Source organism: Rufibacter hautae (genome assembly GCF_008271695.1).
In the GTDB taxonomy this organism is placed as follows: domain Bacteria; phylum Bacteroidota; class Bacteroidia; order Cytophagales; family Hymenobacteraceae; genus Nibribacter; species Nibribacter hautae.
Map to the genome: position 1 here is coordinate 1,830,145 of NZ_VKKY01000002.1, position 25,687 is coordinate 1,855,831.

The 25,687-nt window shown below is 50.9% G+C and carries 15 protein-coding genes; 1 reads left to right on the forward strand and 14 read right to left on the reverse strand.

Features of this window, described 5'->3' with window-relative positions:
- Positions 1 to 66: 66 nt before the first annotated feature.
- The 8 genes from FOA19_RS16400 to FOA19_RS16435 form a co-directional block, all read right to left on the reverse strand.
- Positions 67 to 2,370 carry a GH92 family glycosyl hydrolase gene (locus tag FOA19_RS16400; RefSeq protein WP_149091850.1) on the reverse strand — a complete coding sequence of 768 codons (2,304 nt, stop codon included), beginning with the start codon at positions 2,368 to 2,370 and terminating at the stop codon, positions 67 to 69.
- Between the two features lie 206 nt (positions 2,371 to 2,576).
- Positions 2,577 to 3,317, reverse strand: coding sequence for a basic secretory protein-like protein (locus tag FOA19_RS16405; RefSeq protein ID WP_149091851.1), 741 nt, complete (start codon positions 3,315 to 3,317; stop codon positions 2,577 to 2,579).
- A gap of 31 nt (positions 3,318 to 3,348) precedes the next feature.
- Positions 3,349 to 4,257, reverse strand: coding sequence for an ROK family protein (locus FOA19_RS16410; RefSeq protein ID WP_149091852.1), 909 nt, complete (start codon positions 4,255 to 4,257; stop codon positions 3,349 to 3,351).
- A 133-nt stretch (positions 4,258 to 4,390) separates the two neighbouring features.
- Positions 4,391 to 6,703, reverse strand: coding sequence for a GH92 family glycosyl hydrolase (locus tag FOA19_RS16415; RefSeq protein ID WP_149091853.1), 2,313 nt, complete (start codon positions 6,701 to 6,703; stop codon positions 4,391 to 4,393).
- A 165-nt stretch (positions 6,704 to 6,868) separates the two neighbouring features.
- Positions 6,869 to 7,789, reverse strand: coding sequence for a PorP/SprF family type IX secretion system membrane protein (locus FOA19_RS16420; protein ID WP_149091854.1), 921 nt, complete (start codon positions 7,787 to 7,789; stop codon positions 6,869 to 6,871).
- A 14-nt stretch (positions 7,790 to 7,803) separates the two neighbouring features.
- The gene (locus FOA19_RS16425; RefSeq protein WP_149091855.1) at positions 7,804 to 10,890 is read right to left on the reverse strand and encodes a T9SS type B sorting domain-containing protein; all 3,087 of its coding nucleotides are present in this window, start codon (positions 10,888 to 10,890) and stop codon (positions 7,804 to 7,806) included.
- A 111-nt stretch (positions 10,891 to 11,001) separates the two neighbouring features.
- Positions 11,002 to 12,825 (reverse strand): RagB/SusD family nutrient uptake outer membrane protein, encoded by a 1,824-nt coding sequence (locus tag FOA19_RS16430; RefSeq protein WP_149091856.1) that lies wholly within the window; start codon positions 12,823 to 12,825, stop codon positions 11,002 to 11,004.
- Between the two features lie 11 nt (positions 12,826 to 12,836).
- Positions 12,837 to 16,076 carry a SusC/RagA family TonB-linked outer membrane protein gene (locus FOA19_RS16435; RefSeq protein ID WP_149091857.1) on the reverse strand — a complete coding sequence of 1,080 codons (3,240 nt, stop codon included), beginning with the start codon at positions 16,074 to 16,076 and terminating at the stop codon, positions 12,837 to 12,839.
- A gap of 1,341 nt (positions 16,077 to 17,417) precedes the next feature.
- On the opposite strand from FOA19_RS16435, the gene FOA19_RS16440 reads away from it, so the two are divergent.
- On the forward strand, positions 17,418 to 18,455 hold the full coding sequence (locus FOA19_RS16440; RefSeq protein WP_149091858.1) for a LacI family DNA-binding transcriptional regulator: 1,038 nt from the start codon (positions 17,418 to 17,420) through the stop codon (positions 18,453 to 18,455).
- A 41-nt stretch (positions 18,456 to 18,496) separates the two neighbouring features.
- Here FOA19_RS16440 and FOA19_RS16445 read toward each other — a convergent pair whose 3' ends face one another.
- The 6 genes from FOA19_RS16445 to gndA all read right to left on the reverse strand — a co-directional run bounded on the left by FOA19_RS16445 (position 18,497) and on the right by gndA (position 25,285).
- Positions 18,497 to 19,279, reverse strand: coding sequence for a LytR/AlgR family response regulator transcription factor (locus FOA19_RS16445; protein WP_149091859.1), 783 nt, complete (start codon positions 19,277 to 19,279; stop codon positions 18,497 to 18,499).
- Positions 19,260 to 20,357 (reverse strand): sensor histidine kinase, encoded by a 1,098-nt coding sequence (locus tag FOA19_RS16450; protein WP_149091860.1) that lies wholly within the window; start codon positions 20,355 to 20,357, stop codon positions 19,260 to 19,262. The genes FOA19_RS16445 and FOA19_RS16450 overlap by 20 nt, the downstream gene beginning before the upstream one ends.
- 45 nt (positions 20,358 to 20,402) lie before the next feature.
- Positions 20,403 to 20,930: a hypothetical protein gene (locus FOA19_RS16455; protein ID WP_149091861.1), complete on the reverse strand. Its 528-nt coding sequence runs from the start codon at positions 20,928 to 20,930 to the stop codon at positions 20,403 to 20,405.
- A 551-nt stretch (positions 20,931 to 21,481) separates the two neighbouring features.
- Entirely contained in the window at positions 21,482 to 22,216 is a 735-nt protein-coding gene (gene pgl / locus FOA19_RS16460) for a 6-phosphogluconolactonase (protein ID WP_149091862.1), read from the reverse strand.
- Between the two features lie 10 nt (positions 22,217 to 22,226).
- Entirely contained in the window at positions 22,227 to 23,753 is a 1,527-nt protein-coding gene (gene zwf, locus FOA19_RS16465; protein ID WP_149091863.1) for a glucose-6-phosphate dehydrogenase, read from the reverse strand.
- 113 nt (positions 23,754 to 23,866) lie between these two features.
- Positions 23,867 to 25,285 carry an NADP-dependent phosphogluconate dehydrogenase gene (gene gndA / locus FOA19_RS16470; RefSeq protein ID WP_223808939.1) on the reverse strand — a complete coding sequence of 473 codons (1,419 nt, stop codon included), beginning with the start codon at positions 25,283 to 25,285 and terminating at the stop codon, positions 23,867 to 23,869.
- Between the last annotated feature and the right edge of the window lie 402 nt (positions 25,286 to 25,687).

A 25,687-nucleotide genomic window follows, 5' to 3' on the forward strand; every position in this document is an offset into this window, starting at 1 on the left:
ATTAATCGTCTGAAAACTGGGCAGAATTGGCTGCCTTCCCACCTGCTCCTGGGGTAAACCTAGGACCTACTTCTTGCCTAATTCTATCGCTTGTCCGCCGCCGGCCGCCGATAAAGAGAAAGGTTTGTTCTCTTCTTTGACGCCCCGGTTCAAGGCTGGTTTGTCGCCCATCACAAAACTCAAGGTTCCGCCGGCGGTAATGTCGGCGTGCCGGATATAGTTGTGGTCATAGGGCTTGCCGTTGAGCGAGGCCGACTGGATGTACACGTTCTGCTTGCTGTTATTTTTGGCCTCCACGGTAAACTTCTTGCCGTTCTCCAGCGTGACAGTAGCTTTCTGGAACACCGGGCTCCCGATGACATATTGGTCGGTGCCCGGGCAAACGCTGTAGATGCCCAGGGCGCTTAGCACGTACCAGGAGGACGTCTGGCCCTGGTCTTCATCGCCGGGGTAGCCGTTCTCGGTGGAGTTGTACAGGCGGTCCATGACCATGCGCACTTTCTCCTGCGATTTCCAGGGCTCGCCGCCGTAGTTGTAGAGGTACGGCATGTGCTGGATGGGCTGGTTGCCGTGCGCGTACTGACCCATGTTGGCCATCACCATCTCGGTCATCTCATGAATCATGCGGCCATAAGAACCCACTTTCACGGTGTTAGGCACACTGAACACCGAATCCAATTTGGCCGTGAACCGCTTTTCGCCGCCCATCAGCTTGATCAGCCCTTGTATGTCCTGGAACACCGACCATTGCCAGTGCCAGGCGTTACCCTCGGTGAAAGGACCGCCCCACTCCACCGGATCGAAATTGGGTAGCCACTCGCCGTTTTCTTTTCGGCCGCGCATGAACCCGGTGCTGGGGTCATACACGTTTTTGTAGTTGTACATATTCCGGGCGAAGAGCTGCTCATAGAAGGAGTTGCCCGTGAGTTTGGCCAGTTGGTAGCCGCAGAAATCGTCGTAGGCGTATTCCAAGGTTTTCGCGGTGGCCTCGCCGTGCCGAGGCATGGAAACATAACCCAGCGTGTAGTAGTCTTTCCAACCTTCGCGCCCGTTGGCGGGTCCCCAGGGGCCTTTGTTCGTGGCTTCGTGGTAATAGGCGTCCAAGGCACGCTTGGGATCGAAGGTGCGAATGTTTTTGACCCATGCATCGGTGAGCAGCGAAATGGCGTGGTTCCCGATCATACTGCCCGCCTCACCAGGAAACGACCAGGACGGCAACCAACCGCACTGATCCTTGGCATCCAGCAGGGCCACCATGTAGCGCCCGTGCATGGTGGGGTGCAGGATGGAGTTCAGCGGGAACTGCGCCCGGAACGTGTCCCAGAAACCGGTATCGGTGTACATGTAGCCCTCGTGCACTTTGCCATCATACGGGCTGAAGTAATAAGGCTTGCCGTCTTTGTCATATTCAAAAAACTGGCGTGAAAACAGACTAGCCCGGAAGAAGCAAGAGTAAAACGTGGCTTTCTCTTCCTCGGTGCCTCCCTCCACCATCACGCGGCTCAGGTGCTTGTTCCAGACTGCTTCGGCAGCGGCTTTGGTGTCTTCCAGCTTCTTGTACTTGCCCAGCTCTCTGCTCAGGGTGAGTTCAGCCTGCTCCGGGCTGATGTACGAGGAGGCTACTTTCGCCTGCACTTTTTCGCCGTCTTTGAACTGCACGTAGGCGCCAATGCCCTGCCCTTCGCCAGTCAAGGTGCCCGCGGAGATTTTGCCTTCTTTGTTTTCCCAGGTTCCCTGGTTGATGAACGGTTTATCAAAAACGACCACAAAATAGCTTTTGAAGTTGTCCTTCAGGCCCCGGCCGTTGTGCACGTACCCAATGATTTTCCGCTCCTTGGGGATGATCTTCACCATGCTTGCGCCGGTGTACCCATCCAGCACAATGTAAGAGCCTTCGGTTTTAGGGAACGAGAAACGGGCATGCACCCCGCGCTCCGTCGGCGACATCTCGGTAGTGACGTTGTTGTCCAGCTTTACCTTGTAGTAGTGCGGTTTGGCGACCTCGTTCGAGTGGCTGAATTTGGTAGCTCTTTTGTCTTCGTGCACCTCCAGCTTGCCGATCACCGGCATCAGGGAGAATACCGCGTAGTCATTGGACCACGAGCTGCACTGGTGCGCCTGCTGAAATCCTCTGATGGTGTTTTTAGAGTATTGGTATTTCCAACCGTCGCCGTTCTGCCCGGTTTGGGGCGTCCAGGTGTGCATGGCAAACGGCAGCGCGGTGGTGGGATAGGTATTGCCGCGGGTCAGGTCAAACGACGAGTTTGTTCCCTGCAAAGTGTTCACGTACTGCACCAGGTTGGGAGTACCGGCATAAAGCGATGTGCTGCAAAGGATAAAAAAGGAAAGGACGAGGAATCTTAGTTTCATCTGTGTCTGGGGTAAAACATTTGAAAGCGTAATCAGAAGTGATTTCAGCTTGTTTTCTGCTGTTTTCCAGAAAACAAGCTGAAATCAGCAAACCAAATTTAGAAGGGCTTTATTACCCTTTAAAACGTTTTAGCATGCTGCTATTTGCTCAGACATGAATTACATTAGTCTGCTGCTATATACTCATAGTTGAAGTTGATAATTGGTTACAACGCAGGATTTGAGGCGTATTGCTGCCACAGTTCATCCACCGTTTTGCCCGTCAATTTAACCCATAGCTCAGGGGTGTAGGTCTTCTTCCGCAAAGCGGAATCCAGGTTGTCTACTATTTTGGGGTTCTTGTTCTTCTCCACCCAGGCCAGGAAACGGCCGGTGATGCGGTAGCTGTTGGTATAGTGGTGCTGCGGACTGAAGGGGGTCAAAGACCAGCCGCCGCCGGCATTGTCCACGCCGAATTTGTAGCGCACGTAATCGGTGATGCCTTCGGTGAGCCAGCCCGGACCTGCATCATGGGGATAAGCTTGTACCAGGTGGAATACCTCGTGGGTCACCACGTCAATGTCACCGGGGTGTTGCAGCATCCAGAACGGGCTGTACCGGATGATTCCGTCACTGGCGGCGGCTACTCCCTGGTAGGCCGGGTCAATGATGAAGGTGACTTTCTTGGTGGTGTTGGGGTTGAACCTAGCCGCTTCTTGGGGATACACTTTGAAGAAGGCATCGATCATCCGCTTTTTGATTTGCTCGCCCTCTTGCGCGAAAGCTAGGTCCCGGTTATAGAAAAGGAGGGTGTAAGGGCCTTTGGTGACAGAATCCTTGCTTATGTAGGCCCCTATGTACTTCCAATCATCTATGCCGGCAATGTTCTTTCCCGGTTGCCCAGCCTGCGCGCATGCGGCGGTGAGGGAGCCAGCGAATAGCAAAGAACCAATGAGGAAACGTTTCATATTCTACAGGGGGATAAAGGTAAAAAGAGGTTTATTTTCGAAGGGTATTCACGGCTTCCACTTTCTCCAGCAGACTGGCTTTCCAGGAACTAGCCGCCCCAATCAAGGCCGACTCCTCCCCCAGCTCCGCCACCCGGATGGGGATAGACAAACCCGCGGTCTGCAGGTGCTTCTCCAAGGACTGGGAAAACAGCGGATAAGCTTTAGAGATGTTTCCGCCGATGACCACCATAACCGCCCCTACCTGTTTCACGGCCGTTTTGATGAAATCGGCTAAATTCCGCCCGAACTCATCAAAAACGACCTGCGCGGTTTGGTTCTGCGGGGCCAGATCGGCCAGTTCCTTCACCCCTTTCACCTCTTGGCCGGTGAGCTCCCGGAAACGGTTCACGAACCAGCGGGTAGACAGGTAATCTTCCGCGATGCCTTCTTTGAAGGGCGAGTTCCACAAGTCAGCGTCTTCCACTTTCCCGTGGTGGCACCAGGCCGAGCCCAAGCCGGTGCCTAAGGTTAGACCCAGTACTTGCTCAACGCCCTGGGCGGCGCCGCAGAAAACCTCGCCCAGTAGAAAACATTCGGCATCGTTCAAAAACCGGATGTCGTCTGCCTGCACTAAAAGCTTTTCTGCCAATAATTCCTTTACATTCAGTTTGTAGAGGATGTCGTATTTGTTCTGGTCTTTGATAAGCGAGACGCCGTTTGGGTAATCGAAGGGCCCGGGCATGGCAATGCCTATCTTGCCGGAAGAAGTACTGTCATATTTCTGCGCCTGCTGGATAACCTCGCACCAGTTTTCAATGATCTCGTTCACGGAGCCCTGGGTGTTGATCTCCTTTCTCACGTAGCTCCCCGTCACCAGGGAACTCGTTTCCATATCTACAAGGGCGGCGGAGATATGCGAACCTCCTACATCTATCCCCACTACTGTTGCATGATTCATAGCTTGTGATTTTGAATCCGGTGAAAGCCATGTTCCCTTACAGGGAAGAGCCCTCACGCCTTCTAACTAAAACAAATTTCTGTCCTTTTGATTGGCCCGGCTCCTTGTTGAAAGGAAAGAAGCCGGGTCCTTATTACTTCCCGTTCTGGGTCACGTACTGTGGTTTGGAGAATGAGAAAGGCAAGGCGCTTTCCTCGGTTCCGCGTTTGGTGTTGGGCTTGTCTGCCATGTCAAAGCGCAGTTTGGCGCCTTTCATCAATTCAAAGTGCCCCACCCAGTTCTTCTCGTGTTTTTTGCCGTTGAGTTTCAGGTCCTGCACGTACAGGTTGTCTTTGCTGCTGTTAGGCGCCTCAATCTCCACTTTCTTGCCGTTCTCTAGTTCCAGAGTCATCTTGGGGAAGAGCGGTGCGCCTAACACGTACTGGTCGGTGCCCGGGCAAACCGGATAGAAGCCCATGGCGCTGAACACGTACCAAGCCGAGGTTTGGCCGTTGTCTTCATCACCGCAGTAGCCGTCTGGGGTTGGTTTGTACATGCGGTTCATGGTCTCGCGTGCCCAGTACTGGGTTTTCCAGGGTTCTCCGGCGAAATTGTACAGGTACGTCATGTGCTGGATGGGCTGGTTCCCGTGCGCGTATTGGCCCATGTTGGCGATCTGCATCTCCCGGATCTCGTGGATCACGCCACCGTAGTAAGAGTCATCAAATACCGGAGGCAAAGTGAACACCGAGTCCAGTTTCTTCACGAAGTTCTGTTTGCCGCCCATCAGGTCAATAAGGCCCTGCACATCATGGAACACGCTCCAGGAGTAGTGCCAGCTGTTGCCCTCGGTGAAAGCATCGCCCCATTTGAATGGGTTGAAAGGTGCCTGAAACTTGCCGTCTTTGTTTTTGCCGCGCATCAGGCCGGTGGCCGGATCGTAGAGGTTTCGGTAGTTCTGGCTGCGCTTGGCGTACAAGTCTATCTCGGCCTGCGGTCTTTTCAGGGCCTTGGCCAGTTGATAGATCGCGAAATCATCGTAAGCATACTCCAGGGTGCGGGCGGCGTTCTCGTTGATGTTCACGTCGTAAGGCACGTACCCCAGCTTGTTGTAGTAGTCCACGCCTTTCCGGCCGATGGCCGTGATGGGTCCCTCGTTGTTGGCTCCGTGCACCAAGGCCTCGTAGAGCTTCTCAATGTCATAGCCGCGCATTCCTTTCATGTAAGCATCCGCTACCACAGAGGCCGAGTTGTTCCCGATCATAATGTCAGAATAACCTGGGCTGGACCACTCGGGCAACCAACCGCCTTCTTTGTAATCGTTGATGAGGCCTTCCTGCATCTCTTTGTTGATGGCAGGGTACATGAGGTTCAGGAAAGGATACAGGGCTCGGAACGTGTCCCAGAAACCAGTTCCGGCGAAACGGTAGCCGTCGTGGACCTTGCCGGTGTACGGGCTGTAGTGCACCGCTTTGTTCGCGGCGTTTACCTCATACATTTTGTGGGGGAAGAATAGCGTGCGGTAGAGGCAGGAATAGAAGGTGCGTTGCTGCTCCTCGGTGCCGCCTTCCACCTTGATGCGGCCCAAGGTTTTCTCCCAACGGTCGCGGGCTTTGGCCATGGTCGCGTCAAAATTGTCTTGGGCTAGTTCGCGGCTAAGGTTCAACTCAGCCTGCTCCTGGCTGATGAACGAGGAAGCAACTTTCAAATTCACCTTCTCCCCTTTGGCCGTTTTAAAACCGATCACCGCACCGGAATGGTTCGCGGTAAGTTCAAGAGAATCTCTGCCGGTGAGTTTGTTTCCGCGAAAAGTGCGGGCCAGCACAATAGGCTTGTCTACGTAGATGACGAAGTGGTTCTTGAACTCTTTCAAAGGACCGCGAGCGTATTTGGTGGTGTAGCCTACAATCTTCCTCTCTTTGGGCAACACCTTCACGTAAGAGCCTTTGTCCAGCGCATCAATCACGATGAACGAGCTATCCGACTTAGGATAAGTAAACCGGAACTGGGCAGCGCGCTCAGTGGGGGTAAGCTCGGCGGTCACGTCATGGTCTGCTAAGTACACGCCGTAGTAATAAGGCTTGGCCGTCTCCGATTTGTGAGAGTACCAGCTGGCCCGTCCGTCCTGATCGAACTTCATCTTGCCGGTCACCGGCATGATCACGAACTGGCCGTAATCGTTCATCCAGGGCGAAGGTTGGTGCGTCTGCTTGAAGCCCCTGATCTTGTCGGCGGCGTACGTGTAGGCCCAGCCGTTGCCCATGGTGCCGGTCTGCGGGGTCCAGAGGTTCATGCCCCAGGGCACGGCCACGGCCGGATAGGTGTTCCCGTTAGAGAGATCCGGTTTGGAGTCGGTGCCCATCAAGGGGTTCACCAGATCCACGGGGGATACGTCTGCTTTCTTTGAAACTTGGGCGGAGGAGAAGAACGGTACGCTTGCTAGAATCCAAATGAAGAGTTTTTTCATTAATCAGGGGATTTTGATGTGGCCTAAAGGCTTGATTTATTGGCTTGTAGAAAACTGTCCCTAAAGATAGAAATCCTAATGGTCAGACACCGTGGAAGATTCTGCGTTTAGAGGCTGTTTTCTACAAACCCTTGCTAAAACGTTTTAAAAGCTAATATAGTAGTTTTATTGCACATTCCAGAGAGAAGCTCTCAGTCCTAGTTCAAAACTTCCCTTTACGCCGGTCAGGCTGTTCAACGCCGAGGAACCGGTGGTGTACATTCCGGTAAGCGCCAGTCGTCTTTTCACATCGGCGCCAAACCCAAAGGTCACGTTCTTGGAGCTGTGGTACATGCCAAACACGTTGAACTGGTTGTCTACAAAGGTCAGGTTGGCCCCGGCATCAATGAGGTCGTCAAATCCTTTCACCCCCCGGTACACCACTTTCGGTTCTACCCCCACACTGGAACCCAGCGTAAGCTTGTAGCTGGCGGCGGCGAAGTAAGTGGACCGGTTCACAGTATTGCTCTCGTTGAGGCTCTTGTCCAGAAACGCCCTGATATTGGGAAAAGAGCCCTGAATCGTGAGTTTTGAATCAGTGTAGGCTACTCCAACTTCACCCTCCACATACGGTCCCTGGTCATTGAACCGGGCTACGGTTTGGTCATCCACGTCACCTACCATTTCGTCCATGTCAAGCTGCTCATTCACCACGCCGGCAGACAACCCGAAATGCAACTGGCGGGTGCTCTGGTTCAGCGGCAGGTGGTACGAGTAGGTAGCCATGGCTCTGGCGCGTTTGATCAACCCTTCTCTGGTTTGCCCCAGGTTCACCCCCAAGCCTACTTTGTTGCTTAGCCCGTACTCAGCGGTGATGGCCTCCGTGGAAGGAGCATCTGAGATGCTCCCCCACTGGTTGCGGTAATGGAGGTTTACCTTAAACCCTCCGGTTACCCCAGCCATGGCCGGATTAGCCAGGTACTGATTTTGAAAATAGATCGCTCTCAACGGATTGATCTGGGCGGCACTCTCCTGCACCAGCGCCACGCAGCAGAAGACAAGCAGAAAGAGAGGCAGCCCTTTTTTTAGGTTATATAGCTTTTTCATATGGCTTTCTATTTTTAATCACGGATAATGGTAAGGGCTCCTTTGGCGGGAGGTATTCCTGATCCTAAGTCAATCACATAGTAGTACACGCCTTGGGCTAATGGCGAACCTTGGTACGTCCCGCTCCAATCATTGGCGTAATTCTCTTTCTCGTACACCACTCTGCCGGCGGTGTCAAACACTTTTAGTTTGCTGCCAGGGTAAGTATTGATGTTCCAGATGACCCACACATCGTTTTTGCCATCATTGTTAGGCGTCAGGATGTTGTTGGCCTGCAAGGCTACGCCACCTTCCACCAGCACGGTAAACTCCGTTTCTTTGGTGCATCCTTCGGCGGTGCTGGCGGTCACTTTGTAGACATACCCCTGGGTTGGTTTGATCAACAGCTTATTGCTGTTCTGCCCACTGATGATGCCCGGCCCGTCTGCCCACGTGTAAGTGTAGCCTTCTTCGCCCGTTGCTGTTAACTGAATGGTCTCCCCTCTTGGCACTTTGCCGTTGCGGTCAGCGGCCACGCTCATGTTCAGTTCATAGGAAGTGATTTTGAAAGTGGTAGAGAAGGTATCAGTACCGTTATTCAGGGTACCACCATCGTCTTTCACGGTCACCGTTACGGTTGCTTCACCAGGCTGGCCTTCCACCAGCTTGTAGGTAAGAGTTGCTTTCCCGTTTTCAACCGTACTTACAGATAAGTCACTGAAGAGGGCACTTCTGTTTGAAGAAACCGAAAGGCTAAGTTGTTGTCCTGGCTCAGAAGTTAAACCTTCTAGCGGAATGGTGTAGGCGTCTACCACGTTACAGCTATTCTGGTCAGCTATGGCTGCAATGGTAGGAGCCTGGTTTGAGCCTTGGGTGATGGTTTCTGCTACCGTAGTATAAGGAGCACTTATGCCCGAGGATTGGCTGTAGTCATTGATAGGCCTAACTCTGTAATAGTAGCGGGTAGCTAATCTAAGTCCTTCGTCTGTGAAGGTGGTAACATTGGCAGCAAGGGTTTGTACAGGTAGAAAGGAGGTCCCGTTGGTAGACCGTTCAATCTGAAATCCGGTTTCGTTTTCTGCCCGATCTGTCCAATCTAACTTCACCTGCGTTTCTGAAAGGGTAGTTGCCAATAGATTTTCTGCTGGCAACGGCAACCTTTCATCATATAAAGTGGTGCCGCTTACGGTAGATGAAAAGATAGAATTACCTGACGCACCCATTGCCTTTACCCGATACTGATAAGTAGCCAACACTCCCAGATTTGTATCTGTATAAGAAGTGGCGCCAGCCTCAACCGAATTCAACCTTGAATAGGCTACTCCGTCTGTTGAGCGCCAGATCTCATACCCTGTTTCATTAGTGGCCACATCGTTCCAGTTGAGGGTAAGCGTGCTTTCCGTAGCGTTAGAAATCCTTACATCACCAGGTACGGCAGGGGCGTTCTGCGGAATCCCCCAAATTTGCCATTCAGAGATTTGGACGGCATCACCAGAGCCGTTGTTCGCCGTGATATCTAACTTGTAATATTTGAATGGTTTATCATTAGTAAAGGAGAAAGACATCTCCAAACGACGGCCAGCAAAAACTTGGTTTTTCCGGGTGTCAAGGATGGTCCAATCTGTTCCGTTAGTAGATCCTTGGAACGTCCAATCTTTGGCATCCCTTTCAGGAGCGTCATCACCTGAAACAAGGGTATATTTGGTTACTACATCTGTGGCGGTAGTAGATTCGTATTGCAACCACAGGGTTACCGGTCTTTGTATACCACCAGCCAAAAACTTGGTTTGAAAATTATTATCAACCAGTTTAGAAGAGTTTTCGGCTTGATTTCCTGTATTCTCTTTTGAAACAGTAAGCCGTCCTCCATTATCGGTTAAATCAGCCGTAGCACCACTATAATTCAGGGTTCTGGAGACATTCACCACAGAATAACCTGAAGACTTCCCGGCCCCGATGGTTCTGACCCGGTAATAATACTTGGTGTTTTGCGCTAACCCTTTGTCATAATAAAAGTTTGTGTTAGCGGCTACCGTAGCTACTTTAGTGAAGGTAATGCCATCTAAAGAGCGCTCCACTTCAAACCCGGTTTCGCTTGCACTAAAGTCAGTCCAGGACAGATACACTTCATCACCTGCGTTAGCAAAAGCATTCAACCCAGAGGGTGCAACAAATCCCTCTCCTTCAAAGAGCCGCCACTCTGCCAACTGGAAAGTTCCTCCGTCTTTAATGGCACTTATATTTAGACGATAGTAGGCATAAGCAGTACTATTTGCCATTGAATACACCTTGGTTTGAAAGCGTTCAGTGAACATCTCTCCGGAGCGGGTGTCTAACATCGTCCAGTCAGTTCCGTTTTGTGAGCCCTCCAATTTCCAATCTTTAGGGTCACGGTTGGGGTCATCGTTAGCGGAAACTAGCGTATAGGTACCCACTGCTGCTGGTGCTGTTAGTTGCAGACGCAACCACTGCTCACCTGGCCAGTGCGACAGGAACTTTGAGCCGGGATTGTTGTCAATTACTTTCGGTGATCCCTCTCCGGCGGCCTGCCCTCCATCGTTTTCTCTTAAAACAGTTAAAACATCACCTCTGGCCGTCACATCAGGATTTTTAACCGCCGTAAAAAGCCGCCACTCTGCCAATTGGAAAGTATTGTTCGCTTTAAGGGCACTAATATTTAACCGATAATAACGGTAGGCAGTTGAATTGGTGATGTTGTACGTTTTTGTCATGAACCGCTCTGGGAACATCTCTCCGGTGCGTACGTCAAGCTCTACCCAGGTTGTCCCATTGTTTGATCCTTCCAACTTCCAGTCTTTGGGGTCCCGGTTGGGGTCATCGTCTGCGGAAATAAGCGTGTATGTTCCCACAACTGCGGGCTCTGTGAGCTGGAATTGCAGCCACTGCATGTTATCGAAATGGGACAGAAACTTAGAACCAGAGTTATTGTCAATCACTTTGGGTGAACCCTCCCTAAACGTTGGCCCCTCGTCATTCTCCCGGAATACCGTGAGGACCCCACCTTTTGCTGTGAGATCATCCTGTGCTGCGGCTTCATTGATGACGCTGAAGAAACACAGCGCACTAAGTGCCACCCTCACAAATTGTAACATTTGTTTCATATATGATTTTTTAAGGATATATGTAAAATCTAAGTAGTCTTTTAGAATCCTTTTGAGTAGAGAAGAGCTAGGTTCAGGTAAAAGCAATCCTTCCTGAACCTAGCTAACCAATTACCACCCAGTATTTTGAACCAGTAATTGGTTGATGTTCATCTCACTCTGCGGAATTGGCCACAAGTAATGCCGTTTGGTAAACACCCTGGTCTCAAAAGGCACTTTGTTGTAGAAATTGTTGATGTCCGGCGCAGAGATGTCTAAGGCAAAAGTTGGCCCGTTGAAAGCCGTTTCTGCGATCTTCCATCTGCGGGCGTCAAAGTAGCGCACGTTTTCAAAGGCCAACTCTACTCTGCGTTCTTTCCAGATGGCTTCTCTTACTGCGGCCTGTCCGGTAGGCGCCTCTAGCTCCGCAGAGCCATACTCAGGGATTCCTGCCCGATTTCTGATAAGGTTGACATAAGTAAGAATGTCTGGGTGGCCGGGGCTATACTCATTTAAAGCTTCAGCGTAATTGAGGTAGATCTCAGCCAGGCGCAGCATCACGTAGGATCTGTCACCATTGCGCCAGTCACCCGTGCTCATGTTCTTCCGGACAATGTAACCCGTAGGCGTGTAGTCATTTCCGGCTCCAGAATTCTTTCCGGAGTTGCCGCTGAACCAGGTCCTGGTGACGATATTCCCAGTGTTCCTATTTAGCCAAAGGCTGTTGTCATAGGTTATCCCCACATAAAACCGAGGCTCTCTGTTTACCCACTGGTTAAATACTTGTCTGGCCTCGGTGTCATTTGGTGCTTTAAAGCTGGAAAAACCTGAGGTCATGTACCCTGATTTAGGATCCTCAATGGACCTTCCGTTTGCCGTGAAGTAGGCATCTACAATGTGCTGGGTGGCCCCTAAACCGCCACTTCCCTTCGCTTCGGCCTGTGAACCGGCGTGGAAAGGCGTCATTTCATATTGTCTTGGATTGATGCCCGCGTCTACTCTGGCAAAGATGACTTCCTTGTTCCACTCATCCAGGAACACATCTCGGGTGGATAGGTAGGGGTCAAACTGGCCTTGGGCGTTGTTCTTACGGTACAAATCAAAGGTGCCCGGAACGTATTCATCAATAAATGCTTTGGCAGCATCAGCGGCTAGCTTCCATTTATTAACATCATACTGTTGGTTGATCAGTTGCTGACCATCTTTATTTACCAGGGAAGCATAGTCTGCATTTCCGTTGAACAATGGACTTGCCGAGTACAATAGCACCTGGGATTTGATAGCCTGCACATACGACTTCGTCATGCGGCCATAGTTCTGCTCTGTTGCTACAGTCGGAAGATCTGCCGCTGCTGCGTTGAGTTCTGCCAACACATAAGCTACACACTCATCATAAGTATTTCTGGGCTTCTTCAACTCGTCTGCTGGTGCGTCTACCGGAATGGACTCATTTCCTACCAGAACTATCGGTCCGTACAACCGCATTAGGTGGAAGTAATATAATCCTCTTAGTGCTCTGGCTTCGGCCTTGTACCGCTTTACCAAGGCACCATCCGCGCCACAGTCGGTGCATTGGTCCACGTTTTCAATGAACACGTTTGCTCTTCTAATGCCCCGGTAGAAATTAGACCAAATGGAATTGACAAAGCCTGCGGAAGGGTCCCAAGCGCCAATGTTCACGGAGTTACTTCCCACGAAGCCCCAAACGTATTCTGCCTCGTCAGAAGCCGCGAGCCAAGGTCCTACGTTTCCGTCGCCGCCCAGGCCTCTTTGGCTTGCATCGTCCGGAATCTGGGAGTACACATTGGCTAGATATTGCTCTACCGTATTTCTGTTCTTGAAGGTAGCCTCCAGCGTTAGACGGTCATCTGGTACCTGATCCAGGAAATCATCGTTGCAAGCGAAGTTCAGGCTTGTAAGCAAGCCTACAAGTATGATTGATTTTATCTTCTTCATTTTTCAGGAAATTAGAATTGGAGGTTGAAGCCTAAGGAGTAGACAGAGATGTTAGGATATCTTGCCCCGTTTCTGGTAAGCAACTCAGGATCCCATAGTTTGAAATTGCTGAAGGTGAGCAGATTCACCCCTCTTAAATACACCCGGGCGTTTCCAATCCCAACCTTGCTGGAAATAGCGTTTGGAATGGTGTACCCAATTTCAGCCGTTTTCAGGCGGAGGAAATCTATCTCTTTCAACCACCAGCTACTGTACTGGTTGTTGTTGCTACTTCCATTGGCTCCAGAACCGTAAGACAATCTTGGGTAGAAAGCGTTTGGATTAGGGTTTTCCTCCGTCCAACGGTCTAAAGCAATCTCGTACAGGTTTTCACCACCACCATCGCCGCTAAAGGCTCTGATGCTTCGTCCCTCCAATACAATATCAGCTTCTGCCTGGCCTTGGAAGAAGAAACTAAGGTCTACTCCCTTGTACCCCAGGCTTGTTCCGAAACCGTAGGTGAGTGCGGGCACATCCCCTTGTCCAATTTCAGAGATGTCATTGGCATCAATGCGGCCGTCTCCGTTTAAATCTTTGTATCTGATGTCTCCGGGCTGAATTCTACCAAACTGAACAGGAAACTGGTCGCTGTCATCAGGGGTAATGAACCCATCTTTGTTTACATCATCCTCCATGCTGTAAAGACCTTCTGCGGTGTACCCCCAGTTTGCCAACAAAGGAGTTCCTCTTCTTTCTAACCAAGGATAAAGCTGAGGGGCCTGGTCGTTCTCTATGATTTTATTTCTGTTGTAAGAGAAGGTTCCTCTAAAGCCCATAGAGAAGTCACCTATGTTTTTATCGTACGTGATGGTACCGTCAAACCCTTTGTTTTCAACGATTCCTAAGTTACCGGAAGGGATGGAGGTAAGTCCAACATAAGCGGGCACGTCTCCCCTAGTTACAAAAGCTCCTTCTCTGCGGTCTTTGAAGACGTCAAAGATGATTCCTAAGCTGCTGTTGAACGCGTTGATCTCAATCCCTATGTCTTGCTTACGGGCCTCTACCCAGGTAACGGCCACGCCATACGTTTGCTCCAAGATGCCTCCTACCCCGGCTCTGTTTCTTCCAAAGGTGTACCCTCGTATGTTATCGTCGGTCACATTTCCTAAGAAGGCAAACCTACCCGCCCCGGAATCAGAACCCACTTTTCCGTCGGTGTACCGCAGTTTCAGGAAGTTGATGGTGTTCGCCAGGGGTTCAAAGAACCGCTCGTTGGAAACCACCCATCCTAACCCGAATGCCGGGAAGAACCCGTATCTGTTTGCCGGATCAAAGTTCTCAGAACCATTGTATCCAATATTGACCTCTGCAAAGTACCTGTCATTGTAAGAGTAGGTAGCACGGGCCGCAATCCCTTCTGTTCTGAAAGGGATGGATTCTGTGAAGTTGCCCGCGAAAGCATTAGAGTAATCTGAACGGTTGCCCAGGATCAATCCGCTTACCCGGTGCTTATCAAAAACCCTATCGTAATTGAGGGCACCCTCCATGTAGAATCTTCTGTTTCCGCCATTTTCCCGGCCATAAGACAAGAAGTTCTGCCCAGAGAAAGTAGGAGCAAGGCCTAAATTCAAAGTTCCATCTGGGTTTCTAGGGTTATTTGGGTCTACAATCCAGGTGTCTTCCCGCTTACTTCTTCTGATGTAGTGTTGGTTGAAAGCATCAAAAGCGAACATGGCGGTTGCTGACAAACCTGGCGTAACAGCATCCAGCGTTTGCGTGATTCTTAAGTTAGAGAAGAGTTGGTTTTTGTTTTCGTTTTGATATCCTCTAAGTGCTGCGTCTGCATAAGGATTTCTTGAGCCTCCGTTTGATGTTCTACCCGGCACTAATCCACCTGGATACATCACTGGGTATTCTATAGGACTGATTTCCAGAGCCGAACTGTAGATAGTAGCGGCGTTCTCAGCCGGGTAATTCCCTGTAGCAATATATCCCTGGATACCAAGGTCTACCTTGGTGGACTTTGTCAGGTCCAGCGTTACATTAGAAGTGACATTGTAGCGGGTGAACCGGGTAGTGGCGTTGTATTGCGCAATAGCATCTGTGTTGAACAGACCCGTTTCATCATAATACCCCAAAGACACATAATACCGGGCCTGCGGAGAACCTCCGCTCACATTTAAGTTGGCGTTCCGATTCTTGCCGTATTTTTCAAAAACCTCATCTAACCAGTTCACGTCTGGGTACACAAAGGGATCTTCTCCGCTGGCAGTTTTGTTGATGATTTCCTGGCTGTATTTGGGAGTAGGCAGATTTCCGCCGGGCTCTCTTCTGGTGTAGATGGCCTCGTTGGTGATGTTCATGTAATCTACCCCGCCAATGAGTTTAGGAACCTTGGTGAACTGGGTTAATCCCTGGTTGTAATCAAAGGTTACCCGTGGTTTCCCTTCCTCCCCTCTTTTCGTCATGATCAGGATTACCCCGTTGGCGCCTCTTACCCCATACACCGCCGTCGCGGATGCGTCTTTCAAGATGGTAAAGGACTCCACATCCTGCGGATCTATGTTGTTCATAGACCGTTCTACCCCATCCACTAAAACCAAAGGCGCACTGGAACCACTCAAAGACGCGATACCCCTGATCCAGATATCAGCCCCATCATAACCTGGTTGGCCGGAACGCTGCACACCGGTAACACCCGCTACCCGGCCGGCCAGCATGGTGCTGATGTTGGCAACCGGCTGGTCTAGTTCTTTCACTGAAACCGAGGCTTGCGCGCCCACATTGCTTATTTTACGCTGGGTACCGTAAGCTACTACCACTACCTCATCTACCTTCGTCTGGTCTTCGTCCAGCACGATGTCAATGGATGATTTCCCTCCAATGGCGATTTCCTTAGACAGGTAACCGATATAAGAGACGACCAGGGCGCCGCTTTCAGTGGGCGCATTGATGGCGTAATTTCCGTTAATATCGGTGGTGGCGCCAATGGCCGTGCCTTTTACACTCACCGAAGCCCCAATCAGAGGCGACCCGGTTTTATCCGTCACTTTGCCTTTTACCTGAAAATCAACCCTGGTCCCGGCTTTGGCGAGCCGGCTTGATTTCACCGCGAGTCCAGTAGCCTTTTTAGGCGCTTTCTCTACCACGGCAAGGGAGGGTACCGCGCTACTCACAAAGCAGAACCCGGCCAGAACCACCTTGAGCCATAATGCCCGGTTTTTCTGGGTGTAACTACTGAGTAGGAATTTTAAGGGTAAATCTCGTTTCATATGGTTCTGTTTATGTTGAGTATGGCTTAATTCTCATTTAAGGTGACCTATTACTTTTTTCTATAGCTAAAATCTATTCAATGGGGTCTTTATCATTTCTTTTTACCGGAACACTGCAAAACCAACTTTCACTTACTTATTAACTAAATCGTTTTAGCATATAAAAAGCAAGTACTTCAGCAAACCGCTAATTGTATCATCCAACCAAGTATTACATTTTTGAGGCGCTTAGCAGGTCCATCAACTTTTTAGAAGTCATTATGATTTGTGTTACCGCAAACACCAATCTCACAGCTTATTGAACTCTGCTACTGAATAACCCAGAGCCCAACGGGAATAACCTAGCAATCTAATTCTTACAGGTCTATTGTCGCTTATAAGCCTCTTGCCCCTCCTCTTCCTTTATAACTCCTAACTTTTTAGTAAAACGTTTTAGCAATGAAAGTAAAAGAAAGCTTATGTCTGTTCTTGTTGGTAAAAACTAATAATGGAAAACTGTACTCTGTATGAAAACCGCAGAAAGATGATCTGCGAGCAAGTAAGAAGAAACCCAAAAGGAAGACCCGTGAAAACTCAGTCAGAACCCTTTTCTCTATAAGGTAGAAGAAAGCACGTCTAGTGACAGAACTCGCTTTTACCTGTTTTTGCTAAAGGAAGAGGTTGAATGATTTCGCAACAAAGGCATCATTTACTTTCATCCTGTTAACAATATGATAAAAGAACAAACATATTTTATAAAAAGCAAGAAGGCACCGAAAATATTTTCTTCTCTAAATATAGAATTATCAAACTGTCGCTTTCCCAAATTCACCTTTATAGCTTGCTGAGAATGGTCCTTAACCGCCAATGACCCTATTTTATCAGTGCAGCTACTAATCAGGCTATTATAAAAAACGCATCATCCTGTTACGACTTTGATTAAAGCGCAAAGTTTTAAGCAATTAACTAGGGCAGGAATACCATAGAAGTCTCCTATCTCTAAGGCTCTTGCGCTAAGCTCGCTTCTTTTCTAGTAAGGCTGTTTTTAGCCCTTTTTGTCAAAACCAAGCCTTAAACACCTTACATTGGTACCTAGGCTATAAGGCAATTGCTACACTATCTTTACTTCCAGCCCTGATGCTGATAGTATCCTTTCCTTTTTTGCTTAATTTCACTCTGCAGAAGAAGACATAGATTTACTTCCGGTTCAGGATTAGAATTGGCACCTCCCCTACTGCCTTTTTCAGAACCAATGCGTGGCTGGAGCACTCTACTATGATTGTTCTATCGTCACCTACTGCTTTTTCCGGAGCGTAATACTGCAACGGTAAAAGCAACAGACCCATTTAAAATTGAAGCAGAATGAAAAAGCGGCTTTCCATAAGAGACATTGCCCAACAACTGAATATATCCATCACTACGGTCTCTTTTATCCTCAACGGGAAAGCCAAAGAAAAACGGATTAGTGAACACGTCACCGAGCGGGTTCTGAAACTGGTGGAAGAGTTGGACTACAAGCCCAACCAGATTGCCCGCAGCCTGAGAACCGGCAAATCAAAGATCATCTGCCTGATGGTGGAGAATATCTCCAATGATTTCTTCTCCAGCGTGGCCCGGCACATAGAGGAAAATGCCTTTGAGCAAGGCTACAAAATCATTTACTGCAGCACGGAGAATAAGCCCGAGAAAACCCGCGAGCTGATCAAGATGTTCCGGGAACGGAATATTGACGGGTACATCATTTCTCCTCCCGAGGGAATAAAGGACGACATCCAATCCTTACTGGACGAGAACCTTCCGGTGGTGCTGTTTGACCGACTTATCCCTGAACTGCACACCAACTATGTCATGATTGACAATTTCAAGGCGACTTACAGCGCGGTAAACCATTTGGTGGAGCAGGGCCGTAAAAACATTGCCTTTGTGACCCTGGAATCTAACCAGACCCAGATGAAAGACCGTTTGGCCGGATATACGAGCGCTGTTAGTGAGCACCAACTGAAAACGTGTATCAAGAAGGTAGCCTATGAGGAGGCCGCGGAGAAACACATTGACGTTTTCGCCTCGTTTTTGCAGGAAAACCAGGAAATTGACAGTGTCTTGTTTGCCACCAACTACCTGGCCACCGCAGGCATAGAGGCTTTGAATAAGTTAGGCCTGCAGATTCCAGCAGACGTGGCCATCGTTGCTTTTGATGACCTGGATTTCTTCAGGATCTACCAGCCTTCTATTACCGCCATCGCCCAGCCCATTGAAGAGATGTCCAAGAACCTGATAGACATCATTCTGAAGAAACTGGAGGGAATAAATGATCAGGAAAACAGGGCGGAGGTGATTCTGCCTACCAATTTAATCGTAAGGAGCTCATCCGGGCAAAGCCAGGCAAAATCCTCTTCCTGAAGTATCAATGCCTGAATGTGTGGACGCTAATTAAACCGAGACTACTCCCCTAACCAGGCCCTGAACTCCATGGCTTTTTCGCGGCTGATCATGATTTCCTCTTCCGGGTCTGGGTGGAGGCTGATCTTCAGTTTGGCGTTGAGTTCCTGGCTTACCTTGGCTACTGCCGCGAAGTTGACGATGAATTGCCGGTTAGCCCGGAAAAAGTCTTTGGGGTTGAGCGACCGTTCCAGCTCCTCCAGGGTAAAATCTACCTGGTAGTGCCGGTCATCTTTGGTGCGGAGGAAAGTCACCTTTTCCTTCGTGAAGAAATAAGCCACCTCTTGGCAGATGACGGAGAACATCCGGTGGCCCTGCTTTACCAGAATACGGTCGCGGTAGAGGTCTGCGGCGGGGGTGCGCTGCTCGTTTATTTCCTGCAGCAGGGTTTCAAGGTTTACCAGATGCGGGTCCTGGCCTGCGAACACCTTTTTCATGTTCCTGAACTTGAGCAGGCTTCTTTGGAGCTCTTTTTCCTGAATCGGTTTTAAAAGGTAATCTACGCTGTTGAGCCGGAAAGCTTTGAGGACATGCTCATCATAGGCGGTGGTGAAAATCACGGGGCAAGAGACCTCCAACTGCGCGAAGATCTCAAAGCTTTGCCCATCGGCTAGTTCAATATCCAACAGCAGTAGGTCTGGGGCAGAGTTCGTTTTGAGCCATTCCACAGAAGAAGCCACGCTGTCCAACACGGCCTCTATCTGGCTTGCGGGTTCCAGCGCTTCCACCATCTTACGCAGCCGGCGCGCCGCAATGGCCTCGTCTTCAACGATGAGAATACGCATACTGCCTGGGGCTTATCAACGGAACCTGAATTTTGAAAACGGCATCGGTCTCCTGGATGGCAATCTCTGCCTGGTTGAGCAAGTGGTATTTGGCCGCCACGTTCACCAGCCCCATTTTATTGGAATGCACGGTGGCTTTGCGCTTCTGCAGGTTGTTCTCCACCACCAGGTGGTTGGTATCATCGGCGTAAATGCGGATCTGCAGCGGCGAGGCCTCGGAGAGGATGTTATGCTTCACGGCATTCTCCACCAGAATCTGCAGTGTGAGCGGCGGGATAAGGAAGGCGTTGAGGTCGGGCGACAAGTCAATGGACAGGGAAACGCCTTTCTCAAACCGGGTCTGCAGCAGGTAAAAGTAGGCTTCAATAAACGCCAGTTCCTCTCTCAGGGAGATAAGTTCCTTGTCGTTGCTCTGCAGCAGGTATCGGTAAATGTGTGAGAGTTCATCCACAAACCGGAGGGCGCGCTTGGGATCTTCCTCAATAAGCCCCGAGAGGGAATTAAGGCTGTTGAACAGAAAGTGCGGGCTCACCTGGTTCTTGAGGGACTCCAGCTGGCTTTGCAGGTTCCTTTTCTTCAGTTCCTCGGTAATCCGCAGGGATTGTTTCCACTGGTCCAGGTAGTAGGTAGACTCATAGGCGATGGCGATAAGCTGGCAGAAGAACAGGGTCATCCCGATGCTGTACAGGTAGCTGTATACGTTCAGTTCTGCCGGCTCCCAAAAATCCAACAGCGTCTCCACCCAAACGTGCCAGCAGCCCACCACCACAGAAAGCACCACTAATGCGGCAGCTAACCACAAAAGCCGGGGCTTTAGCTGCTTCAGGCCTTTGAATTTAGAGCGGGTAAACCGGATGGCTAGGCGCGTGCCTTCCCACATGACCCAGGTGAACAGCAACTGCCACAACAGCACCTTGGCCACAGCCTCCTGTCCCTGCGTGATGCGCTGCAGGTAAAAGAACAAAAAGAGAATAAGGTTCTGGATGAGCATGCCTGCTATCCGCAGCCTGGTGTCCTGTAGCTTCTCCATCATCGGTTTGTTTCCGGCGGGTAAGATCTTGTCACTTAATTTAAGCAAAGTTTCACAAAATCAGGCCCTAAACGCGGCGGCAATCTTCAAAGGTCAGGCCAGTTGCATTTTCTGCGCTGTCTCCACCGCCGCAGATGGCTGGGCATAGACGCTTTTCCTGCGGGCGACCACCAACAGCAGCATGAGGGCCAAAGAGGTCATCACCGGCAACAAGCTAAGCGGATTGAAGGGAAACAACGGAAAGCTGATCAACATCTGCAGGCAGCAGGCCACCACCATGTTTTTGAGCCGACGTTCCTTTCCCAAGCAGACCTGCCGTACGCCTCTGAACAAATACCCGTTGAGCAGCGCCAGCAGAACACCAAACTGGATAAGGGTATAGAACCGCATATCATACACAAACGAGCCCGCCCGCATCTTGATCCCGGCCACCACAGACACGGCTACGAGGTGCGCGCAGATATTGAGCAGGGTATACTGGGCCAGAAACACAAATAGAAAAGTAAATACCATTCCCTTTCCTCCGGAGGGTCTTCTGCGGTTGATGAAATAGGTGAAAGCGGCGCTGGACAACACCGTCATCACAAGTAAAAGGCTGTCGATAAGCTGCGTGTCTAACATGGATCTTTTCCTAGTTTAATGGTTCTTTTTAGCGTGTTCCTTTTGTTTTCTTCCGCTCAGGTAAGCTTTGTATATTAAAAGTAAAAGGAAGAAAAGAACCATAAAACCTCCATTTACCCAAGTGTCAGAAATGGCTTCTGAACCGTCAAAGTCTTTCTCTGAAGAGAGGTATCTTTAGATTGGTATGTAGTTTATGGATAGATCTGGTTGGGTGACGTTGCGCGTGACGCCGGAACCCACCCCTACCCCTCCCAGGAGGGGAATTCTTTTTCCTAAATTTTCTGCTCTAGTCTGATATAAGATTAGGTAGATACTAAGCTTCGTTTTTATCCTCTTTTCCTGAAAACTGTAGTAAAACGAAAAGCCCCAGCTAAATGCCAGGGCTTTGTTTTGACTCGTTAATATGTATTCAACTTCGGACTTCCCTTGCAGCATGGCTACCTTACCCAAGTAGTCCCTTGGTTAAGGAACATCTAAAGACCAAAGCAAAGACCGAAACTCACTCACTCACTCACTCACTCACTCACTCACTCACTCACTCACTCACTCACTCACTCACTCACCTTATCCTTGAGCAGGCTTGCGGCGGCTTCGTCTACTAGCCAGAGGGTTTCTCCCTGGGTAGGTTGGATGAGTTGGGCGGGGTACTGCTCTGGGTTCCGCTCGCCTTCCAGGACTTCACGCAGGGCTTTGGCTTTCTTCTCGCCGTAGGTCATGAACACGATCTTTTTGGCTTGGTTGATACAAGGTGCCGTCAACGTGATGCGGTACATAGACTGGGGCTCCAGGTAGTAGGCCTGCACCATCTGCTCTTTTTCCTGGAGCACGGCGGTGCCGGGGAACAGCGAGGCAGTATGGCCATCGTCGCCCATGCCCAGCAGTACCAGATCGAACCGAGGCGCGGCTCCGCCGAAGTGGTTTTGGAGCCGTTTTTCGTAAACCAGGGCAAAATCCTCCGGGGCCTGCTCCCCATACATGGGAAAGATGTGGCTTTTGGAGATAGGCACGTGGTGCAGGAGCGTATCAAAGGCCATTTTGGCGTTGCTGCGGTCATCGGTGAGGTTCACCCACCGCTCATCGCCCCAGAAAACGTAGGTTTTGTCCCAAGGCACCAGCTCGCGGTAAGGCGCCTGGGCCAGTAATTTATACAGTTGTTCCGGCGAGGAGCCGCCCGTGAGGGCCACCGTGAACCGGCCGTTTTCCTGCACAGCCTCCTGCGCACTCTGCACAAAAATCTCCACCGCTTCTTTGCTGAGCGCCGCCGTGGATTTGAATACCTGGATCATGCGATAAGGGTTAGCGGCCTTTTTTCTGGCCGTTGTAGAAATTCGACACTGCCCAGGTATGCCCCTCGCGGGCGATGAGAGCCTCGGCGTTTTCAGGGCCCCACATACCCGCCGAGTAGTTAGGGAATTCCAGGTTGGTCCTTGACTCCCAAGCCTCCAGAATAGGCGTGATCACCTCCCAGGCAGCCTCTACCTGGTCTGAGCGCATGAACAGGGTGGCATCGCTCTGCAGGGCATCCAGCAAGAGCGTCTCATAAGCCTCCGGCGACTGCGTAGAACTGGTGTCATAGTCAAAGACCATCTCGGCGGGGGTCAACTCCATCTCCAGGCCCGAACGCTTGGCCATGAACCGCAGCCGGATGTCCATCTGCGGCTGGATGTTGATGGTAAGCCGGTTGGGCATAAGGTTCTCAGACATGGTGTTGGAGAAAGACGAGTGCGGCACGGGACGGAACTGCACCGTGATGGACGAGGTCTTCTCCTGCATCCGTTTGCCGGTGCGCAGGTAAAACGGCACGCCCTGCCAGCGCCAGTTGTCTAGGTAGAACTTCACGGCGGCGTAGGTCTCGGTGTTGGAGTCTGGGCGTACGCTTTCTTCCTCGCGGTAGCCGGGCACTTTTTTGCCCTGGAGCCAACCGGGTCCGTACTGGCCCCTTACCGCGTACCGGGTCACCTGCTCGTGCGTGAGCGGCCTGATGGCGCGCAGCACATCGGCTTTCCGGTTTCTGATCTCCTCGGCCTCAAAGGAAACAGGCGGTTCCATGGCCACCATGCACAGCAGTTGCAGCAAGTGGTTCTGGATCATGTCGCGCAGGGCGCCGGCGCCTTCGTAGTACCCGCCGCGGTCCTCCACGCCCACTTCCTCGGCCACGCTGATCTGCACGAAATCAATGAAATTACGGTTCCAGAGGGGTTCAAACAGCGCGTTGGCAAACCGGAAAGCCAGGATATTCTGCACCGTCTCTTTGCCCAGGTAATGGTCTATCCGGAAGATCTGGCTTTCCTGGAAATGCTGCGTGAGCAGGTTGTTCAGGCTGCGGGCCGTGGCCAGGTCCTTCCCGAAAGGTTTCTCCACAATGATATGGTCCTTCACCACGTCACTGGCAATCTGGGCATTGTACAGGTTCACGGTGACCGCTTCAATGAACTGCGGCGCCACCGAAAGGTAAAACAGGCGATTGGAGCGCAGGCCCCAGGCTTTGTCCAGGGAATCCAGTTTCTCGGCGAGTACCGTATAGGCGGCGGCGTCGTTGATGTCTGACCGCAGGTAGCTGATTTTCTGGTTGAACTTCTCCCAGGTTTCTTTCTCCGGCTGGCCCGTACGGGAGAACTCGGTCAAGCCCTCAAAAAGGTGCGTGCGGTAATTAGGGTCACTGAACTCTGAGCGGCCCAGGCCGATAATGGCGAACTCCTCCGGCAGCCAGCCTGCCAAAAACAGGTTGTAGAAGGCCGGCAGCAGTTTCCGTTTGGTTAAATCGCCGGTTCCGCCAAAGATGACCACAATGGTAGGCGGGGCGACTGTTTTCACTGATTTCATAGTATGCTGTTGATGTTGGTGTCTGCCTCCATGGCCTTCTGTTTTGAGCCTGAAATGCTAAATAGAAGAGGAAAACAGCTCCCGGAACTCACGAATTTGATTGGATACTGCGGTTAATCCCACTGCGTATGGAACACGCCGGGCTGGTCTATGCGCTCATAGGTATGGGCCCCGAAATAGTCGCGTTGCGCCTGGATGAGGTTGGTGGGCAACGTGGCGCTACGGTAGGCATCAAAATACGCCAGCGAGGTCATGAAGCCGGGCACCGGAATGCCTTTGTCAATGGCGGTTTTCACAATGGTACGCATGTCTTCGTGGCGCTTGAGCAACTCGCCGCCAATGGCAGGGTCTAAAAGAAGGTTAGCCAAGCCTGGATTGGCGGCAAAGGCCCTTCTGATGTCTTCCAAACAAGCCGCCCTGATGATACAGCCCCCGCGCCAGATTTTGGCTACTTCCTCCAATTCCAGATCATAGTTGTAGGTGGCCGAGGCTACGCGCAACTGCACCAGGCCTTGCGCATAGGTGACGAGCATGGCAAAGTAAAAGGCGTTTCTCAGCCGGTTCTCCACTGCGTACCAATCATCTATATTTGCTCCTTGCGTGGAGGGAATCTCCAGGGCTTGGGCCGCCTGTACCCGCTCCTCTTTGTACGCCGACATGTCACGCATGGTCACGGCAATGTCCACGGTAGGCAGCGGCACCTGCAAGTCCATGGCGTTCTGGGAGGTCCATTTGCCGGTTCCTTTCTGGCGGGCGCGGTCAGAGATGAGGCTCACCAAGGGCTGCCCCGTAACGTCATCTTTTTTCTTCAGGATCTGGCCTGTGATCTCCACCAGGAAGGACTGCACCTCACTGCCGTTCCACTCCTCAAACATGCGTTGCGCATCCTCATCAGAATGGCCCAGGCCGCGCTTGAGCAGGTCGTAGGTCTCCGCGAGGAGTTGCATGATGCCGTACTCAATGCCGTTGTGCACCATTTTCACATAGTTCCCCGCCGAGCCGTTGCCCAGGTACGCCACGCAAGGCTCGCCGTCCACCTTGGCAGCTATCGCCTCAAATACCGGCCTCAGCCGCTCGTAGGCCTGGCGGTCGCCGCCCGGCATCATGCTGGGACCGAAACGCGCGCCTTTCTCCCCACCTGATACACCCATCCCGAAGAAATGGATTTTGTGCTTCTCCAACTCCACCACGCGGCGGTCGGTATCGGGGAAGTAGGAGTTTCCGCCGTCAATGACAATGTCGCCTTCATCCAGGTAGGGTAATAAGTTAGCAATAGCCGCATCCACCGCTTTCCCGGCGGGCACCAGCAGCATTACCGCCCTTGGTTTCTGCAAGGCACCCACAAATTCCTCAATGGAGGTAGTGCCTTTCACGTTTTTACCGGCCTCAGCCTCTATCTCCAGCGCCGATGCCTTGGCAGGGTCCAGGTCCAACCCTACCACGGAGAAGCCATGGTCTGCTATATTCAAAAGTAAGTTCCGGCCCATCACGCCTAAGCCCACCATTCCGAAGTCATAATCCATGTTGGTCATGTCTGTTTTCTTTGTTTAAGAAACGAGATACTGTTTTACACGGATAAACTTACTCTTATTTCTCTAAAACTCATGGCAACCGACTTTTTATTCCTGTGCGCAAGGCCTGCGTAAGCGACCAACCAAGAACATCAGATTCTGATAGAACCCTGATTCGGAAAGGTTTAGAGAAGGGTTTTCGGCACCATCCTTTGCTTTATAATTTTAAGCACATTTTCCCTAAAAACACCTTAAAACAAATCCTACTGATAGCTTTATCAAATTTGACTTTGACGCAACAATGGCAGCACTTTCTCATAAAACAGAGGATTCACACTTTAGAGATAAATAGGAAATTTCTCTGGCAGAAAGTCTTACCTTAACAGGATGTATACATCAGGTATGTTCTTTTAAACCGTACAG

What these genes read in the sequence shown, in the direction of transcription:
- gndA (WP_223808939.1), bottom strand. Translation starts at nt 25,285, where the DNA reads ATGACCAACATGGATTATGACTTCGGAATGGTGGGCTTAGGCGTGATG.
- pgl (WP_149091862.1), bottom strand. Translation starts at nt 22,216, where the DNA reads ATGATCCAGGTATTCAAATCCACGGCGGCGCTCAGCAAAGAAGCGGTG.
- FOA19_RS16445 (WP_149091859.1), bottom strand. Translation starts at nt 19,279, where the DNA reads ATGCGTATTCTCATCGTTGAAGACGAGGCCATTGCGGCGCGCCGGCTG.
- FOA19_RS16415 (WP_149091853.1), bottom strand. Translation starts at nt 6,703, where the DNA reads ATGAAAAAACTCTTCATTTGGATTCTAGCAAGCGTACCGTTCTTCTCC.
- FOA19_RS16420 (WP_149091854.1), bottom strand. Translation starts at nt 7,789, where the DNA reads ATGAAAAAGCTATATAACCTAAAAAAAGGGCTGCCTCTCTTTCTGCTT.
- FOA19_RS16400 (WP_149091850.1), bottom strand. Translation starts at nt 2,370, where the DNA reads ATGAAACTAAGATTCCTCGTCCTTTCCTTTTTTATCCTTTGCAGCACA.
- FOA19_RS16440 (WP_149091858.1), top strand. Translation starts at nt 17,418, where the DNA reads ATGAAAAAGCGGCTTTCCATAAGAGACATTGCCCAACAACTGAATATA.
- FOA19_RS16405 (WP_149091851.1), bottom strand. Translation starts at nt 3,317, where the DNA reads ATGAAACGTTTCCTCATTGGTTCTTTGCTATTCGCTGGCTCCCTCACC.
- FOA19_RS16410 (WP_149091852.1), bottom strand. Translation starts at nt 4,257, where the DNA reads ATGAATCATGCAACAGTAGTGGGGATAGATGTAGGAGGTTCGCATATC.
- FOA19_RS16435 (WP_149091857.1), bottom strand. Translation starts at nt 16,076, where the DNA reads ATGAAACGAGATTTACCCTTAAAATTCCTACTCAGTAGTTACACCCAG.
- FOA19_RS16455 (WP_149091861.1), bottom strand. Translation starts at nt 20,930, where the DNA reads ATGTTAGACACGCAGCTTATCGACAGCCTTTTACTTGTGATGACGGTG.
- FOA19_RS16425 (WP_149091855.1), bottom strand. Translation starts at nt 10,890, where the DNA reads ATGAAACAAATGTTACAATTTGTGAGGGTGGCACTTAGTGCGCTGTGT.
- zwf (WP_149091863.1), bottom strand. Translation starts at nt 23,753, where the DNA reads ATGAAATCAGTGAAAACAGTCGCCCCGCCTACCATTGTGGTCATCTTT.
- FOA19_RS16430 (WP_149091856.1), bottom strand. Translation starts at nt 12,825, where the DNA reads ATGAAGAAGATAAAATCAATCATACTTGTAGGCTTGCTTACAAGCCTG.